The following is a 16,279-nucleotide window of genomic DNA, read 5'->3' as shown; positions in this document are numbered from 1 at the left end:
CCCGGCCATACGGTTCAGAAGGACAGGTAGAGGAACGACAGCGCGCCCGCGCCAATGCAGTACCAGCCGAACGGGCGCAGCGCCCAGTCCTCGTGATCACGGAAGTAGCGCATCAGGATGCCGGTGCACACCAGCGCCACCACGGCGGCGACCACGGCGGCAATGATGGCCATGTGCATCTGTTCTGGCTGCGGCGGCGCATGACGCAGCTTGAGCGCTTCCAGCACCGTGGCGGCCAGGATGACCGGCTGCGCCATGAGAAAGGCGAAACGTGCCGCGTTTTCATGCGACAGCCCGCGCAGCAGTCCGCCCACGATACACGCGCCCGAGCGCGACAGGCCGGGAAAGAACGCCAGGCACTGGAACAGTCCGATCAGCAGCGCCTCCCCGAACCCCAGTGAGGCCAGTGAGCGCGTGGTGGCGGGCAGCAGGCCCGCGCGCATGCGGTCGACCAGCAGCAGCATCACGCCATTCAGCGTCAGGAAGACCGCGGCATATCGCGCCGTGCCGAACAGGTTGCGGATCGCATGTTCGAACAGCCCGCCAATCAGCACGGCAGGAATGGTGGCCACGACCAGCAGGGCAAGGATGCGGATGCTGTCCATCTGTATGGCTTCACCATTCCGGCCCAGCGCGCCGGTGAACAGCGCCACCCAGTCACGCCAGAAAAAGACCAGAAGGGCCACGCATGTGCCCAGGTGCAGCATGACCAGCAGGGGCAGGAACATTTCCCCATGCAGGTCCAGCGGCCAGTGCAGGATGGCGGGCACGATGGCCGCGTGCCCAAGGCTGCTTATGGGGAACTGTTCGGTCGAACCCTGTATGATTGCAATGATGATGGCCTGAATGAGTGTCATTGTCCCCCCGTCCATGACGCAGTAGAATGAAAGAATAAGGCAAGGCAGAATGCCGCACCCCCTTGGCCCGGCAATGCGGCGGTTTTCGGGATGGCGCGCGGCGGTATGGGGCAGGGAACCGGCATGGCAAGGCAGAGAAGTGGCGCAATCATATCCAGCGGGCTTGTCCTTCTTGTTGCAGGCGGCTTCTGTATTTACGCCCGGGCGTCGCAAAGTGGTGGATCACAAGACCGCTATCCCCTGACCGCGCGCTTCGTATCCGCCAACGGCCTGAAGGTGGGCGCCGATGTGGACATGGACGGCGTGCCGGTGGGCCGGGTGCTGTCCATCAAACTCGACCCCACGACCTACATGGCCAATGTGGGTTTTACGCTGGATCGCAACATCGCGCTGCCCGAGGATAGCAGCCTTGGCATCGGCAGTCCTACCCTTACGGCCGATACGGCGTTGCTGGTGCAGGCGGGGCAGTCGGCCGGCAGGCTTGCGCCGGGGGCGGTGGTGACCAATACGCAGGAGCCGCTCAGCCTGGAACAGCGGATCAGCAACTACATTTTCGGCAATGGCGGCCTGCCGGACTAGGCTGGCCGATGTGCAATCCGTAAAAATCTGCTGGTGAAGCTTTTTTCAGAAAGCCTCAGGATGTACCGCCTTTTTGAAAAAAGGTGGCACCCGGAAGCTTCTGTTCTGTTTCATCAATAGGTTGTTTCAGATGGCCCCTCAGTCATTCAGCGGGTAGGACGCCATCAGCCTGCGCTGGCGCAGCCACGCGCGCAGCATGGCCATGGCCCCGCTGCTTTTCCAGCCCTCGCGCCGCTTCTTCGCGCCAATGCGGAAGGTCTCGCGGTAATGCATGAACTGGGTAGCGTAGGCGTGGCGCAGCGTGGTGCGCGCATCCCAGATATGGGTGGCTTCCGACCCCACGCCATTGATCTCGATGATCTGGAAGTCCTCGCCCTTGCGCAGGGTGGCCAGGCTCCGGGCCTTGGCGTCGATCCGGCCAAAATGGAAGTCGGGTATGTCGCGCATGATCTCGTTCACGCGCGCTTCGAGTTCCGGGGTGATGTCGATGGCGCGGTCATGAAAGATCGAGCCCTTGCAGTGATTGCCCGCAAAGACCAGCGGCAGCGACTGCCCGGCAGGCGGCACTTCGGCCAGGCGCGCGCGCAGGCGGGGGATGTAGATGTGCGGCACCAGCCGGGTGCGTGCATCGGCGTGGATCAGTTCTTCCACCGTGGAATGGCCATCACCCGTCAGGCAGGGCACTTCCTTGTAGGTCAGCGAGGTGATGCGGCCGCTCTTCTGGTCGGGGTGGCGGATGTAGAAGATCCCCACCTCGTGCCCGTAGGGGATCAGGTGCTGGAGCATGACCGGCACCCCGCGCCCGAAGGCGGCCATGCCCTGTGCCAGACCGGCCTCATCGCGCATGATCCGCACGCCGGTGCCGTTGCAGCCGATATCGGGCTTGAGCACGACGGGAAAGGACAGGCCCGCCCCCTTCATGGCCGCAAGGGCGCGCGCCGTGTCATCCACGCCCGTGGTCAGCACGGCATAGGGGGCAATCCATCTGCGCGCCGCATCGCCCGCCATGTCCAGGATCGAGCTCTTGCTTTCCCCGCACAGGCCACCGGTCTCGATACGCGGGTTGGCGGCCGTGGGCAGGCTGAAGTCACGGTACCACAGGCCCAGGATGATCCAGTACAGCACGATGGGCGTATAAAAAATCCAGCCCGGCCAGAACTCGAACGCGGAGACGGTAGGGGCGGCGTCCGGTGCTGCGGTTCCGCTGTCAACGGCTGTGGATAGGTCGGTCATCGGGTCTCATTACTTTGCAAGCGGGCGATCATGCGGCTGATCAGGAATATGGTCAGGGCAAAACCGGCCATGCCCGCCCATTTCCAGGTACCCAGGTGGTCGATCAGGAACTGCCCCACCCGCAGCGAGACAAGGAACAGCAGCGATGTCCAGATCAGTGTGGCCAGCACCGCGGCGATACAGAACAGCCCGAACCGCGCACGGAAGAAACCACACGCCGTGTAAAGCGGCAAGCGCGCGCCGGGCACGAAACGGCTTATGAACACGATGCGGAACACGTTGCGGTCAAACCAGTGGCCTTCGCGCACGGTGCCCGGCAGCGTGATCCAGCGCCGCGCGGGCGGCCAGAGTGCTGCCAGCCGGCCCATGCCGTACAGTCCCATGTCGCCCACCACGATGCCGATATAAAGGGCGACCAGCGCCACGCCCAGCGCCACATGGCCGGTGCGGACCTGCATGGCGGTCAGGATCGTTGCCGCATCTTCCAGGATGAAGGTGCCGATGATGATCGCAAGCCCCTGCATGACAGGGGAAGCCCCCGCCGCCGCGAGGATGGCTGTCAGGGATGGCATGCGGCGTGTTTCGGCGTGCCCTGACCGGGCGGGAGGGGAAAACCGGAACTACGCAAGCACACGTCCTTCAGTCGGCCCGGGGCGCGGGCGGGGAAAAATCTGTCGGCCATCGGGGATCAACGTGCCAGCGACCGGTGGCGTTCTTGTTGCATGCTTCGCCTGTGGTCACAAACGCGAAATTATGTGGCGTAATGTATCAGGGCAGTGCGGGCGCGGACTGCGGGGCAAGTGAGTCATTGAAACGGGCGGGAGGCCGTGGCACAGCTTCGGATATGCTTGTACGTCGCCGCCTTCTTCACGCTGCCGCTGCATCCCTTGCGGGTGCGGGCGCTTCATGGCTGCTGCCCGCACGGGCGGCGCACCACCATCTTGCAGCCGCGGCGCCAGTGCGCGCGGCAGGGGATTACGCCGGTTTTCTGGACGGTATCCGTGCGCAGGCGATTCGGCAGGGACTGACGGCGGACAGCGTTACCCGCGCGCTCGACCTGTCCGCGCCGAACACGCAGGTCATCGCGCGTGACCGCAACCAGCCCGAATTCCACATGACATGGGCACAGTACCGCAGCCGTGTGCTGACCCAGCACAAGATAGATGACGGACGCACCGCCTTTACCGCCCGGCGCGCCATACTGGAGCAGCAGGTCCTGACCCGCTACGACGTGGCGGCGGGCGCCGTGATGGGCATATGGGGGCTGGAATCGGCCTATGGCACGATCATGGGCAAATTCGCGGTGGTCGACGCGCTGTGCACCCTGGCGTTCGAGGGACGGCGCGCGAAGTTCTTTCATGATGAACTGTTCCACGCGCTCGCCATCCTCAACGCGGGAGACATTACCCCCGAACTCATGACCGGCAGTTATGCCGGCGCCATGGGCCAGCCCCAGTTCATGCCCAGCGCCTATGTGAAATACGCCGTCGACATCGATGGTGACGGGCGGCGCGACATCTGGCATTCCATGCCCGACATATTCGGCTCCATCGCCAGCTACCTTGCCGGTTCGGGCTGGGTCGCGGGCGAGACCTGGGGGCAGGAGATTTCCGTGCCCGACAGCCTGGCCCAGTCCGCACTGGGGCGCACGCAGGTGCGCACGCTGGCGGAATGGATGCAGATGGGCGTGACCCAGCCCGGCGGCGTGCCCTTTGCCCGGCCCGATGCCACGGGTGCGGTGCTGCGCCCCGACGGGCCGGGGGGGGATGCCTTCATGGTCTATCGCAATTTCGCCGCGATCCGCCGCTATAATCCATCGGATTTCTATGCGCTGGCCGTCGGCCTGCTGGGCAACGAAATCACGTGACGGACCACCCTGTCACGCCAGCCGGGCGCGCCTGCCCGGCCGGTACCTACCGGACCAAGGATGCAATGCACACCCGACGTTTCCTTCTGGCTGGGGCAACCAGCCTTCTTGTATCCTCCACGGCGCTTGCAGCACCCGTGGCCCGCCGTCGCCGCGCGGCACCCGCGGCGGCTGATGCGGCGGCAGCCCCTGTCGTGCCCTCCGCGCCGGCCAACAGCCTGATCGGTCCGATCGATACCATCGCACGCTGGGCGTGCATCGTGGATTATACCACGGGGGCCGTGATGCTGGAAAAGGCAGCCGATGAGCGGATGCCCCCTTCGTCGCTGACCAAGATGATGACGGCCTACATCGTGTTCGGCATGCTGCGCGCGGGCAGGCTGACACTGGAACAGACGCTGCCGGTCAGTGAAAAGGCATGGCGGATGCAGGGTTCGAAAATGTTCGTGCCGCTCGATGGTGCGGTGGCCGTGTCCGACCTGATCCAGGGCATGGTGATCCAGTCCGGCAATGATGCCTGCATCGTACTGGCCGAGGGCGTTGCCGGGTCGGAAGACCAGTTTGTCGGCCTGATGAACGCCAAGGCCGCCGAACTTGGCATGACCAACTCGCATTTCCTGAACGCCACCGGCTGGCCGATGGACGGGCATTACATGTCCGCGCGCGACGTGACGACCATCGCCATGCACCTGATCCACGATTTTCCGGATTACTACCATTTCTTTTCGGAAAAGAGCTTCCGCTACAACAAGATATCGCAGGAGAACCGCAACGCGCTGGTGGTGCGTGGCGTGGCCGACGGTCTCAAGACCGGCCATACCGATGCGGGTGGCTTCGGCCTGTGCGCCAGCGCCGAGCGGGGTGGCAACCGCGTGATCATGGCCGTCAATGGCCTGCCCAGCAGCAACGCCCGCGCGCAGGAAGGCGAGCGGCTGTTCGAATGGTCGTTTGTCAATTTCGAGAACACGACCATCATCCATGATGGCGCGGTGGTGGACAACGCGCCCGTATGGCTGGGGCAGGCGCCCACCGTGCCGCTGGTCGCAACGCGGGATGTCACGCTCACGCTGCCCCATGGCTGGCAGAACCGGGTGCATGTCAGCATGGAATACGCAAGCCCCGTGCCCGCCCCTGTCCTGGCCGGGCAGCAACTGGGGGAAATGGTCATTGCCAATACCGGCCTGGCCGATATCCGCATCCCGCTTGTCGCGGGGGCCGCCGTTGGCCGGCTGGGGCTGGTGGGCAGGGCTTCGGCGGCACTGGGCCGCAAGCTGGGACACGGCTAGGCCATGGCGGGCCTGTTCATCACGCTTGAAGGGGGCGAGGGGGCCGGCAAGTCCACGCAGGCCGGGCTGCTGGCCGATCACCTGCGGGCCTGCGGCCATGATGTGGACCTGACGCGGGAGCCGGGTGGCACGCCGGGGGCGGAAGCCCTGCGGGATTTCCTGCTGTTCGGTGGCCATGACCTGTCCGCCCGGGCAGAGGTGCTGGCCCATTTCGCCGCCCGTACCGATCATGTGGAACGCAGCATCCAGCCCGCGCTGGCACAGGGGCGCATCGTGATCTGTGACCGCTTTTCCGACTCGACCGAAGCCTATCAGGGTTATGGACAGGGGCATGGTGACCCCGTCCTGCTGGACATGATCGCCCGCCTGCGCGCGCTCATGCCTGTCCGGCCTGACCTGACCCTCGTGCTGCACGTGCCTCCCGACGTGGCCCATGCCCGCCTGCGCCAGCGCGGCAATGCCCGCGCCGACCGTTATGAGGCGGAGGACATCGGATTCCACGCCCGTGTGGCGGCGGGGTTCGATGCAATCGCCCGCCGTGATGACGCACGCTGCCACCGCATTGACGCCAGTGGCGATACCGACAGCGTGCAGCAGGCCATCCGCGCCGCACTGGCGCCCCGCTTGGCGGGCCTGCGTGCCGATGGATGACCCGCGCACCTGCCGCAGGCTTGTGGGGCATGACGGGGCCTGGTCGGAATTCCTGTCCGTCATCCGTACCGGCAGGCTGCACCATGCCTGGCTGCTGACCGGGCCGGAGGGGATTGGCAAGGCCACGATGGCCTTCATGATGGCGCGCACCCTGCTGGGGGCGGAGGACCATGGCAGCCCCGTTGGCCGGCGGGTCAGCATGGGCACCCATGCCGACCTGCTGGTCATTGCCCGTGGCGTGAACGAAAAGGGCCGTAAAAAAGGTGGAAAGGGCGGCAGCCCGGCATTGCGGCGCGAGATCGTGGCCGATGACATCCGGCCCATCGGCACCTTCCTGCACCGCACGGCGGCGGAAGGTGGCTGGCGCGTGGTGATCGTGGATGGCGCGGATTACATGAACCGCACGGCGGCCAACGCCATTCTCAAGATACTGGAGGAACCGCCCGAGCGCGCGATCCTGATCCTGACCGCCGCCATGCCCGGCCGCCTGCTGCCCACCATACGCAGCCGCTGCCGGGTGCTGAACCTGACCCCGCTGGATGATGCCGCCATGCGTGCCGTACTGTCCGCCATGCCCGACGCCCCGCCGCCAGACAGGCTGGACGCCATCGTGCCGCTGGCCCATGGGGCGCCGGGCAGGGCGCTGGACCTGCTGCATGAAGGCGGGGCGCAACTGGCCGGACTGGTGGGGCAGGTCATGGCGGGGCACGGGGGCGCCGCCGCGGATTACGAGACGGCCGCACGGGTGCTGGCGGAGGAAAATGGCTTTTCCGTCTTTTTCGATCTGCTCTGCGATGCCATATCTGGCAGGGCACGCGACCTGGCCCGCAACACGGCCACGCCGCGTGACGGTGACCTGCGCCCCGCCCGCCTGGCCCTGCTGTGGCAGGACATGGCGCGCCTGCGCGCGGAGACCGAACAATTCAATCTGGACAAACAGCAGGCGCTGCTTATGGCGCTTGCGCGGGTGAGTGAAACATGACACGGCGCTACTACGTCACAACACCGATCTATTACGTGAATGGGGCGCCGCATATCGGCCACGCCTATACATCCGTTGCGGCGGATGTGATCGCACGCTTCAAGCGGCTGGCGGGATTTGATGTCTTCTTCCTGACCGGAACGGACGAGCACGGGCAGAAGGTGGAGCAGGCGGCCCAGGCCGCGGGCGTGACGCCCGTTGCCCTTGCTGACAGGGTCGCGGCCGATTTCCGTGACATGTACGACAAGATGGCCATCTCCTACGATGACTTCATCCGCACGACCGAGCCGCGTCATGTGCAGGGCGCACAAGCACTGTGGAAGAAGCTGGAGGAAAATGGTCACATCTACCTCGGCGCATACGAAGGCTGGTACGCCACGCGGGACGAGTGCTTCTATGGCGAGGAAGAACTGGTTGACGGGCCGGACGGGAAGAAGGTTGCCCCCACGGGTGCGGCCGTGGAATGGGTGAAGGAGCCATCCTACTTCTTCAGCCTGTCCAAATTCGGTGACAGACTGCTGGAACTGTATGAAAGCCGCCCCGGCTTCATTGAACCCCACAGCCGCCGTAACGAGGTCGCAAGCTTCGTGCGTCAGGGGCTGCGTGACCTGTCGATCAGCCGCACCAGCTTCAACTGGGGCATTCCCGTGCCGGGCGACCCGAAGCATGTGATGTATGTGTGGGTGGACGCGCTGGCCAACTATCTCTCCGCCATCGGCTACCCGGACCGGACGGCCCCGCGCCATGATTTCTGGCCTGCCAACCTGCATCTGGTGGGCAAGGACATCCTGCGCTTCCACGCCATCTACTGGCCCGCGCTGCTGATGGGGGCGGGGGTGGAACTGCCTGACCGTGTGTTCGCGCATGGCTGGTGGACCATCGAGGGGCAGAAGATGAGCAAGTCGCTGGGCAACGTGGTGGACCCGCGTGACCTGGTGGAGACCTTCGGCCTTGACCCGATCCGCTTCTTCCTGATGCGCGAGATGCCCTTTGGCGGAGACAGCGACCTCAGCAGGCGCGCCATCATCTCGCGCATGAATGTCGAACTGGCCAATGACCTTGGCAACCTTGCCCAGCGCACGCTTTCCCAGATCGCGCGCAACTGCGAAGGCAGGCTGCCGGCGCAGGGGACCCGCACGGCGGAGGATATGGCGTTGCTTGCCCCCGCAGGCCTGCTGCCACAGATCATGCATGAGCAGATCGACCGCCAGGCCCTGACCGATGCGCTGGAGGAGGTATGGAAGGTCATCCGCGCCTGCAACGCCTATATCGACCATCAGGCCCCGTGGAAGCTGAAAAAGACCGATGCCGCCCGCATGGGCGACGTGCTGCGTGTGCTGGCTGATGCGCTGCGCATCATCGCCACCGTGCTCCAGCCCTACATGCCCGGCAGCATGGACAGGATGCTGACCCAGCTTGGCGTGGAACCGGGCGAGCGGGATTTCGCATCGCTCGGCACGCCGCTGCCCGCAGGCCGTGAACTGCCCGCCCCACAGGGTATCTTCCCCCGTTACGTCGAACCGGAGGCTTCATGACCCGCCTGGGACTGACCGATTCCCACTGTCATCTGGATCATTTCTCCGATGAGGAAATGCCCGAAATCCTGGCCCGCACGCGGCAGGCGGGGGTGGACGGCATGGTGACCATCGGCACAAGGCTGTCGCGTGCGGACCAGCAGAAGAAGCTGGCAGAACTGGATACGCCGGACCTGCGGGTCTGGTGCACCATCGGCACCCATCCAGACCATGTGGATGAGGAAACGCTGCCCGAGGCTACGGAACTCATGGCGCTGGCCGATGACCCGCGCGTGGTGGGCATTGGTGAAAGCGGGCTGGACTACTTCCATGGTCAGCCCGAAATCCGGCCCGCCCAGCAGGAGAGCTTCCGCGTGCATATCGATGCCGCGCGCCGCACCGGCCTGCCGCTGGTGATCCATACGCGGGAAGCCGATGACGACATGCTGGCCATCCTGCGTGACGAGACGCAGAGCGGCGGGGCATTCCCGTTCCTGATCCACTGCTTTTCCTCCGGGCCGGAGCTTGCGCGTGGTGCGCTGGAACTGGGGGGGTATATCAGCTTCTCGGGTATTGCCACGTTCAGCCGCGCGCAGTCGGTGCGCGACGTGGCGAAGGACGTGCCGGCCGATCGCCTGCTGGTCGAGACGGATTCCCCCTATCTTGCCCCCGTACCCCGGCGTGGCAAGCGCAACGAACCGGGTTACGTGGCCTATACCGCCCGTGTGCTGGCCGAACTGCGCGGGATGGAGGATGCGGCCTTTGCCGAGATGACCACCCGCAACTTCAGCCGCCTGTTCAGCCAGGCGGTCTGACCGGCATGGAGATGATCATCCTTGGCTGCGCCGGTTCGGCTGGCGTGCCCATGATCGGTGGCGCGGACGGGGCAGGGGACTGGGGCATGTGCGACCCGGCGGAGCCACGCAACCGCCGGACGCGTTCCTCCGTCATCATAAGCGACGGGCCGGGCCGCAGGCTGCTGGTCGATACCGGGCCGGACCTGCGTACGCAGCTGCTGGCCCGGCATGTGAGCGTGGTGGATGCCGTGATCTATACCCACGCCCATGCCGACCATATCGCGGGTCTGGACGAACTGCGCTCCATCAACCGCATCACCCGCGCGCCGCTGCCGGTCTATGGCACGCAGCCGGTGCTGGATGAACTGGCGTGCCGGTTTGATTATGCCTTTCGCCCCTGGACACCGCCGCACATCTACCGCCCCGTGCTGGATGTCCATCCCGTCCCCCTGCCATCCAGGCAGGTTATCGCGGGGATGGAGGTGGACCTGTTCGTGCAGCAGCATGGCCGGACCGAAACCATGGGCCTGCGGGTGGGGCCCATGGCCTACTGCACCGACGTGGCCGAACTGGGTGACGCGGCCCTTGATACGCTGCGCGGGGTGGATACGTGGGTGGTCGGCTGCTTCCAGCGTGATGTCCATCCCTCCCACGGGTGGCTGGCGCAGGTGCTGCGCTGGCGCAGGATCATACAGCCCCGCCGCACCGTGCTGACCCATATGGGGCCGGACATGGACTGGGGCTGGATGCAGGCCAACCTGCCCGAAGGCGTGGAGGCTGCTTATGATGGCCTGCGCCTGCATGTGTAAAAGACTGTTTTTAAATAATTAGATAACAAAGGTTTCTGGTGGGGCCTTCCGCATGAAGCTTCGAACAACACCGCCTTTTGAAAAGGGCGGTACCCGAAAACCTTCATGCGCTTTTCAGGGATGGGGTATTTTTGCGTCATTCATGCAAGAAAGCACGCCATCCCCGCGCGTAAGGCTTGCCAGCAGGCGCGCAGCCCCCTAAGAGGGAGCGCCAACGGTCGGTGACCCGAGGCGCGGGGAAGCCGCCATCCGCTGACGAGGCCCCTGCATCATGTCTTCCATACCGAAAAACACATCCGCCCCCCGGATCGAGGATCGCATTCGCGAGGCCCTCGCCTTTGATGACGTGCTGGTCGTTCCTGACGAATCGAGTGTCCTGCCTTCGCAGACATCGACAAAAACCCGGCTGACCCGCACGATCACGCTGAACATTCCGCTGATCTCGTCCGCCATGGACACCGTGACCGAGGACAACATGGCCATCGCCATGGCCCAGAATGGCGGGCTTGGCGTCATTCACAAGAACCTGACCGTCGAGCAGCAGGCCGAGCAGGTCCGTCGCGTCAAGCGTTTCGAGTCGGGCATGGTGGTCAATCCCGTTATCGTCTACCCCGACCAGACGCTGGCGGAGGTCAATGCCATCATGTCACGCCATGGCATAAGCGGCCTGCCGGTGGTGGAGCGCGAGACCAACCGGCTGGTCGGTATCCTGACCAACCGCGATGTCCGTTTTGCCACCGACCCCGCCCAGCGCGTGTATGAACTGATGACGCGTGAGAACCTGGTGACGGTGCGCAACAACGCCGACCGTGACCAGGCCCGCCAGCTGCTGCACCGCCACCGGATCGAGAAGCTGCTGGTGGTGGATGACGAGGATCGCTGCATCGGCCTGATCACCGTCAAGGACATGGACCGCGCGGTGCAGTACCCGCAGGCCAACAAGGACAGCATGGGGCGCCTGCTGTGCGCCGCCGCCACCGGCGTGGGGGACGATGGCGTGGGGCGTGCGCGTGAACTGATCGCGGCAGGGGTGGACGTGGTGGTGATCGACACCGCGCATGGCCATTCCGCCGGCGTGCTCAAATCCATCGAGCGGGTGCGTGCGATCCGCAACGATATCCAGATCATTGCCGGTAATGTCGCGACACCGGAAGCCGCCCTCGCGCTGATCGAGGCGGGGGCCGACTGCGTGAAGGTCGGCATCGGGCCGGGTTCCATCTGCACTACGCGCGTCGTGGCCGGGGTGGGCGTGCCGCAGTTTTCCGCCGTCATGGAAACATCGGCCGCGTGCCACGAGCGCGACGTGCCCGCCATTGCCGATGGCGGCGTGCGGACTTCGGGCGATATCGTCAAGGCCATTGGCGCGGGCGCGGATGTGGTGATGGTCGGCTCGCTGCTGGCGGGCACGGAGGAAGCGCCGGGCGAGGTGTTCCTGTACCAGGGCCGGACCTACAAGTCCTATCGCGGCATGGGCAGCCTGGGGGCAATGTCCCGCGGGTCGGCCGACCGCTACTTCCAGCAGGACATCAAGGACACGCACAAGATGGTGCCCGAAGGCATTGAAGGCCGCGTGGCCTACAAGGGCGCGATGGGCGCGGTGGTGCACCAGTTGGTGGGTGGCCTGCGTGCGGGCATGGGCTATACCGGCTCCGCCACCATTGCGGACCTGCAGCAGCGCGCGCGCTTCCGCCGCATAACGGGCGCGGGCCTGCGTGAAAGCCATGTGCACGATGTCTCCATCACGCGTGAAGCCCCCAACTACCAGCAGGACTGACCCTGCCGGTTTTCCACAGTAACGGTTCCATAATTCATGACACCCAGCGCACGGCTTTCCGCCGCCATTGACCTGCTTGCCGCAATGGAGGCAACGCCACGGCGGCCTGCCGATGCGCTGGCCAACGCCTTCTTCCGCGAACGGCGCTATATTGGCGGGGGCGACCGCCGCGCCATATCGGCACGCATATGGCGCGTGCTGCGCCACTGGCGCAGGCTGCACTGGTGGATCGAACGCGCAGGCGGGCAGGTCACGCCGCGCACGCTGGTTCTGGCCATGATGGCGCTGGAACCTGACAGCCGGGAAAACCCGCGCGAACTGTTTACCGGCGGGCGGTATGCTCCGCTGGGGCTGATCGGGCATGAAAGCGCGCTTTATGACCGGCTGCGCGGTCAGGCGCTGGCGCATGCCGACATGCCGCGCGCGGTCCGGCTGGAAGTGCCGGACTGGCTGCTGCCCCGGCTGGAGCGCACGTTTGGTGACGGGCTGGAAGCCGAACTGGCCGCCATGGAGGGAGAAGCCACGCTGGACCTGCGGGTAAACCTGCTCAGGTCCGATCGTGCCGGCGCGCGCGTGGCGCTGGATGGCGATGGCATACGGGCGGAGGAGACGACGCTTTCCCCCTGGGGGCTGCGCGTGGCGGGGCGCCAGCCGGTCACGTCCAGCACCGCCTTCCGCAACGGACTGGTCGAGATACAGGATGAAGGCAGCCAGCTTGTCGTGGCGGCCGTGGGGGCACGCCCTGGCATGCGCGTGCTGGATTACTGCGCAGGGGCTGCGGGCAAGACCCTGGGCATGGCCATGACCATGGAAAATCGCGGCCATATCGTGGCGTGCGATGTATCCGAACCCCGGCTGGAGGGGGCCGTGCGCCGCCTGCGGCGCGCGGGTGTTCACAATGCCGAGCGTCACCTGCTGGTGGCGGGCGACCGCTGGGCGCGGCGGCGTGCCGGCAGCTTCGACCGCGTGCTGGTCGATGCGCCGTGCACGGGCACCGGCACATGGCGGCGCAACCCCGATGCCCGCCTGCGCCTGCGTGAGCAGGACCTGCTGGAACTGACCGCCAAGCAGGCCGAAATCATGGATCGCGCGGCCAGCCTGGTCCGTCCCGGCGGGCGCATGGTCTATGCCACATGCTCCGTACTGCGTGAGGAAAATGGTGACCAGATCGCAGCCTTCCTGGCGCGCAATCCCGCATTTTCGCTGGTCACGCCCGACGCTGTGCACGACGACCTGCCCCTCGGCCTGAGTAATGATGGACAGGTCAGCCTGACACCACGCCAGCATCATACCGATGGTTTTTTTGCTGCCATCATGCAGCGCGATAGCTGATATATAGGATATCAGCTAAATCCATGCGCCATGATCGCATGCCCCGCCAATGAGACACAGGCACACGGGCAGGGCGGGCGTTTGCAACAACGCGGGACACGGGCATGCAGGCAACCAACCTTGCCATAGGAATTCTGTGCGTGCTGGGCGGCGGAATCGCCGCCCAATGGGTGGCGTGGCGATTCAAGCTGCCTGCCATCGTACTGCTGTTCAGCCTTGGGCTGATCTACGGGCCGGGCCTGGGAATCCTGCATCCGGCGGCGGCGATCGGGCCCTATTTCCATCCGCTGGTTTCCATGGCGGTGGCCTTCATCGTGTTCGAGGGCGGGCTTGCGCTCGACCTGCGGCAATGGCGTGAATCGGGCGAGGGCGTGCTGCGGCTGACGGCGGCCGCGCTGCCCATCAACTGGCTGCTGGGGTCGATCGCGGCGCATTATGTCGGTCACCTGCCGTGGGGCACGGCGTGGCTGTTTGGCGCAATCGTGGTGGTGACCGGCCCCACGGTGGTGCTGCCGCTGCTCCGGCATACCAAGCTGCGGCCACGGGTCGCGGCCTTCCTGCGGTGGGAGGCGATTGTCAATGACCCGATCGCGGCCATCCTTGCCACCCTTGTACTGGAATGCCTGCTGCTGCGGCCTTCGCACCTGTCGGGCATGTCACTGGCTGCCATCGAGATCGGGCCACACCTGCTGTTCGCCACCATGTTTTCCATTGCCTGTGGCGTCTTTCCCGCCTTGCTGATCAAGTTCCTTTCCGCGCGCGACCTGCTGCCCGAAATCCTGCGCATACCCATGATCCTGGCCTTTGCCATGGGGGTTGCGGCATTCTGCAACCTGCTCATGCAGGGGGCCGGCCTGATGGCGGCAACCGTGTTCGGCATGGCGCTGGCGAACCTGCATGTGACCGGCATGTCGGAACTGCAGCGCATCAAGGAATCGCTTGGCGTGATCGTGGTGTCCTGCCTGTTCGTGCTGCTGACGGCGGACCTGCAGCGCACGTTGCTTGCCCAGCTTTCCCTGCCCATCATGGCGCTCACGTTCACGATCATGTTCGTGGTCAGGCCACTGGGCATCTTCCTGTCCACTATCGGGGCCAGCATGTCATGGCAGGAACGCCTGTTCGTGGGCTGGATCGCGCCGCGCGGCATCGTGGCGGCAGCGGTGGCGGGCGTGGTCGGGATCCAGCTGCGGGAAGCGGGCTATCCCGGCGCCAACCTGATTACGCCTGCCGTGTTCGCGCTGATCGCATCTACCATGATCCTGCATGGCTTCTCGCTCCGGCCGCTTGCGCGTGCCCTGCGGCTGACCCTGTCCGATGAACCGGCACTGGCCATAATGGGTGCGAATGCATGGTCCACCAACCTGGCCCGCGCCGTGCATGAACAGGGCGTGCCGGTGCTGCTGGTCGATACCTATGCGCCTGCGCTGAACAAGGCGGCGAAGCTGGGCGTACCGATCCTGCGTGCCGAACTGCTGTCGGATGCGGGACAGGAAAGCCTGGAGGAACGCCCGGCGGACTACCTGATCGCCGCGACCCCCGATTCCATCTATAACGGTCTTGTCTGCGCGCGCATGGCGCCCGATCTCGGGCGCCAGCGCGTGTTCCAGGTCAGTCCCGGCATCGCCCGGCTGGACCTGTACCATGGGCTGAGCCGCGATTCACGCGGCAAGGTGCTGGGGGAACCGGGATGGAATTTCTCCCTCATAGATTCGCTTTATGCCCAGGGATGGCGCTTCGCCAGCCATGTCATGAGCGAGGAGGCAGGGGAGGAGCAGCTGCTCGAAGGCCCGCCCATGCTGTTCATGATCATCCGCAAGGGCACCGCGATCTGGATCTGCTCCGCCGAGGATGCGATCCCCGCCGAAGCCGCGCCCGGTGACATCATCATCCGCTTCGTGCCACCTGATACGGCGGCACGGGCGGCGGCCCATCCTCCTGCCACGCGGGATGCTATACCGGCCTGACCTCAATTTCCGCCAGGCCCGCCGCCAGCAGGCGGCGCAGGACGGGTTCGGGCAGGGCGATGCACCCCTCCGTCGGCCTGCCGCCCGCTGGTGGCAGGTGGGCAAAGATGGCCGAGCCCCGACCGGAATGGACGGGGTCGTCGTTATAACCCAGAACCACGAGAATGTCATAAACGTGATCCTCGCGCCACAGCCGCTCGTGCCGGGCGGGGTGGGGCAGGATGACATGGCGGTTATAGTCGGGATGGGCAGGGTCGTCACACCATCCATCATGCGGCGAGAGCGGTTCCACCGGCAGATGACAAACAGGTGATGCCACCCGGTCCGCCCGATAAAAAACCCGCCGCAGGGGCATGATTCCTGCCGGAGTGGCGTGATCCCCCTCGATTTTGTGGTTTTTTACGCCTGCCGCACCGATAATGGCCGGCATGTTCTCGCCCATGCAATGCAGTCGTGCATCCAGCCCTGTATTCGTTTGTAAAATAGCGCGTATCATGAATTCCTCTGGATCAGGTCTTGTGTATGGTATCTCCAGCCTGATTCGAATGCATGCGGCATCATGGCCATCAGGTCATGGGCCTGGCTGCCGACGGGGCCGGGCATGAATGACTGGACAGAAACCGGGCCGATAACG

The 16,279-nt window shown here is 65.2% G+C and carries 15 protein-coding genes; 11 read left to right on the top strand and 4 right to left on the bottom strand.

Going from position 1 to position 16,279, the window contains the following annotated elements:
* Positions 1-14: 14 nt before the first annotated feature.
* On the bottom strand, positions 15-857 hold the full coding sequence (locus tag LDL32_RS04885; protein ID WP_233064870.1) for an undecaprenyl-diphosphate phosphatase: 843 nt from the start codon (positions 855-857) through the stop codon (positions 15-17).
* Positions 858-980: 123 nt separating this feature from the next.
* Here LDL32_RS04885 and LDL32_RS04880 point away from each other — a divergent pair, with 123 nt between their 5' ends.
* Positions 981-1,436, top strand: coding sequence for an MlaD family protein (locus tag LDL32_RS04880; RefSeq protein ID WP_233064869.1), 456 nt, complete (start codon positions 981-983; stop codon positions 1,434-1,436).
* Between the two features lie 138 nt (positions 1,437-1,574).
* On the opposite strand, the gene LDL32_RS04875 is transcribed toward LDL32_RS04880, so the two are convergent.
* Positions 1,575-2,669 carry an ATP-grasp domain-containing protein gene (locus tag LDL32_RS04875; protein ID WP_233064867.1) on the bottom strand — a complete coding sequence of 365 codons (1,095 nt, stop codon included), beginning with the start codon at positions 2,667-2,669 and terminating at the stop codon, positions 1,575-1,577.
* Positions 2,666-3,241, bottom strand: coding sequence for a DedA family protein (locus LDL32_RS04870; RefSeq protein ID WP_233064866.1), 576 nt, complete (start codon positions 3,239-3,241; stop codon positions 2,666-2,668). Before LDL32_RS04870 ends, LDL32_RS04875 begins: the two co-directional genes overlap by 4 nt.
* Before the next feature lie 272 nt (positions 3,242-3,513).
* Between LDL32_RS04870 and LDL32_RS04865 the strand changes: the two genes are divergently transcribed.
* The 10 genes from LDL32_RS04865 (at position 3,514) to LDL32_RS04820 (ending at position 15,645) form a co-directional block, all read left to right on the top strand.
* The gene (locus tag LDL32_RS04865; RefSeq protein ID WP_233064864.1) at positions 3,514-4,536 is read left to right on the top strand and encodes a lytic transglycosylase domain-containing protein; all 1,023 of its coding nucleotides are present in this window, start codon (positions 3,514-3,516) and stop codon (positions 4,534-4,536) included.
* Entirely contained in the window at positions 4,533-5,822 is a 1,290-nt protein-coding gene (locus LDL32_RS04860) for a D-alanyl-D-alanine carboxypeptidase family protein (RefSeq protein WP_233064862.1), read from the top strand. The genes LDL32_RS04865 and LDL32_RS04860 overlap by 4 nt, the downstream gene beginning before the upstream one ends.
* Positions 5,823-5,825: 3 nt before the next feature.
* Positions 5,826-6,473 (top strand): dTMP kinase, encoded by a 648-nt coding sequence (gene tmk, locus LDL32_RS04855; RefSeq protein WP_233064861.1) that lies wholly within the window; start codon positions 5,826-5,828, stop codon positions 6,471-6,473.
* Positions 6,466-7,455 carry a DNA polymerase III subunit delta' gene (locus LDL32_RS04850; protein ID WP_233064860.1) on the top strand — a complete coding sequence of 330 codons (990 nt, stop codon included), beginning with the start codon at positions 6,466-6,468 and terminating at the stop codon, positions 7,453-7,455. Before tmk ends, LDL32_RS04850 begins: the two co-directional genes overlap by 8 nt.
* Positions 7,452-8,990 carry a methionine--tRNA ligase gene (metG, locus tag LDL32_RS04845; RefSeq protein ID WP_233064859.1) on the top strand — a complete coding sequence of 513 codons (1,539 nt, stop codon included), beginning with the start codon at positions 7,452-7,454 and terminating at the stop codon, positions 8,988-8,990. Before LDL32_RS04850 ends, metG begins: the two co-directional genes overlap by 4 nt.
* On the top strand, positions 8,987-9,784 hold the full coding sequence (locus tag LDL32_RS04840; RefSeq protein ID WP_233064858.1) for a TatD family hydrolase: 798 nt from the start codon (positions 8,987-8,989) through the stop codon (positions 9,782-9,784). Before metG ends, LDL32_RS04840 begins: the two co-directional genes overlap by 4 nt.
* Before the next feature lie 5 nt (positions 9,785-9,789).
* Positions 9,790-10,575: an MBL fold metallo-hydrolase gene (locus LDL32_RS04835; protein WP_233064857.1), complete on the top strand. Its 786-nt coding sequence runs from the start codon at positions 9,790-9,792 to the stop codon at positions 10,573-10,575.
* A gap of 271 nt (positions 10,576-10,846) precedes the next feature.
* Complete coding sequence (gene guaB, locus LDL32_RS04830) at positions 10,847-12,349, top strand: IMP dehydrogenase (RefSeq protein ID WP_233064856.1); 1,503 nt, start codon at positions 10,847-10,849, stop codon at positions 12,347-12,349.
* Positions 12,350-12,385: 36 nt separating this feature from the next.
* Positions 12,386-13,681 carry an RsmB/NOP family class I SAM-dependent RNA methyltransferase gene (locus LDL32_RS04825; RefSeq protein WP_233064855.1) on the top strand — a complete coding sequence of 432 codons (1,296 nt, stop codon included), beginning with the start codon at positions 12,386-12,388 and terminating at the stop codon, positions 13,679-13,681.
* 104 nt (positions 13,682-13,785) lie between these two features.
* Positions 13,786-15,645, top strand: coding sequence for a sodium:proton antiporter (locus LDL32_RS04820; protein ID WP_233064853.1), 1,860 nt, complete (start codon positions 13,786-13,788; stop codon positions 15,643-15,645).
* Here LDL32_RS04820 and LDL32_RS04815 read toward each other — a convergent pair.
* Complete coding sequence (locus LDL32_RS04815) at positions 15,632-16,087, bottom strand: L,D-transpeptidase (protein WP_233064852.1); 456 nt, start codon at positions 16,085-16,087, stop codon at positions 15,632-15,634. The two genes, LDL32_RS04820 and LDL32_RS04815, sit on opposite strands and share 14 nt — an antisense overlap.
* Positions 16,088-16,279: the final 192 nt, after the last annotated feature.

It is taken from the genome of Komagataeibacter sp. FNDCF1 (assembly GCF_021295335.1).
Lineage (GTDB): Bacteria > Pseudomonadota > Alphaproteobacteria > Acetobacterales > Acetobacteraceae > Komagataeibacter.
This window is presented reverse-complemented; position numbering and strand designations above follow the sequence as displayed.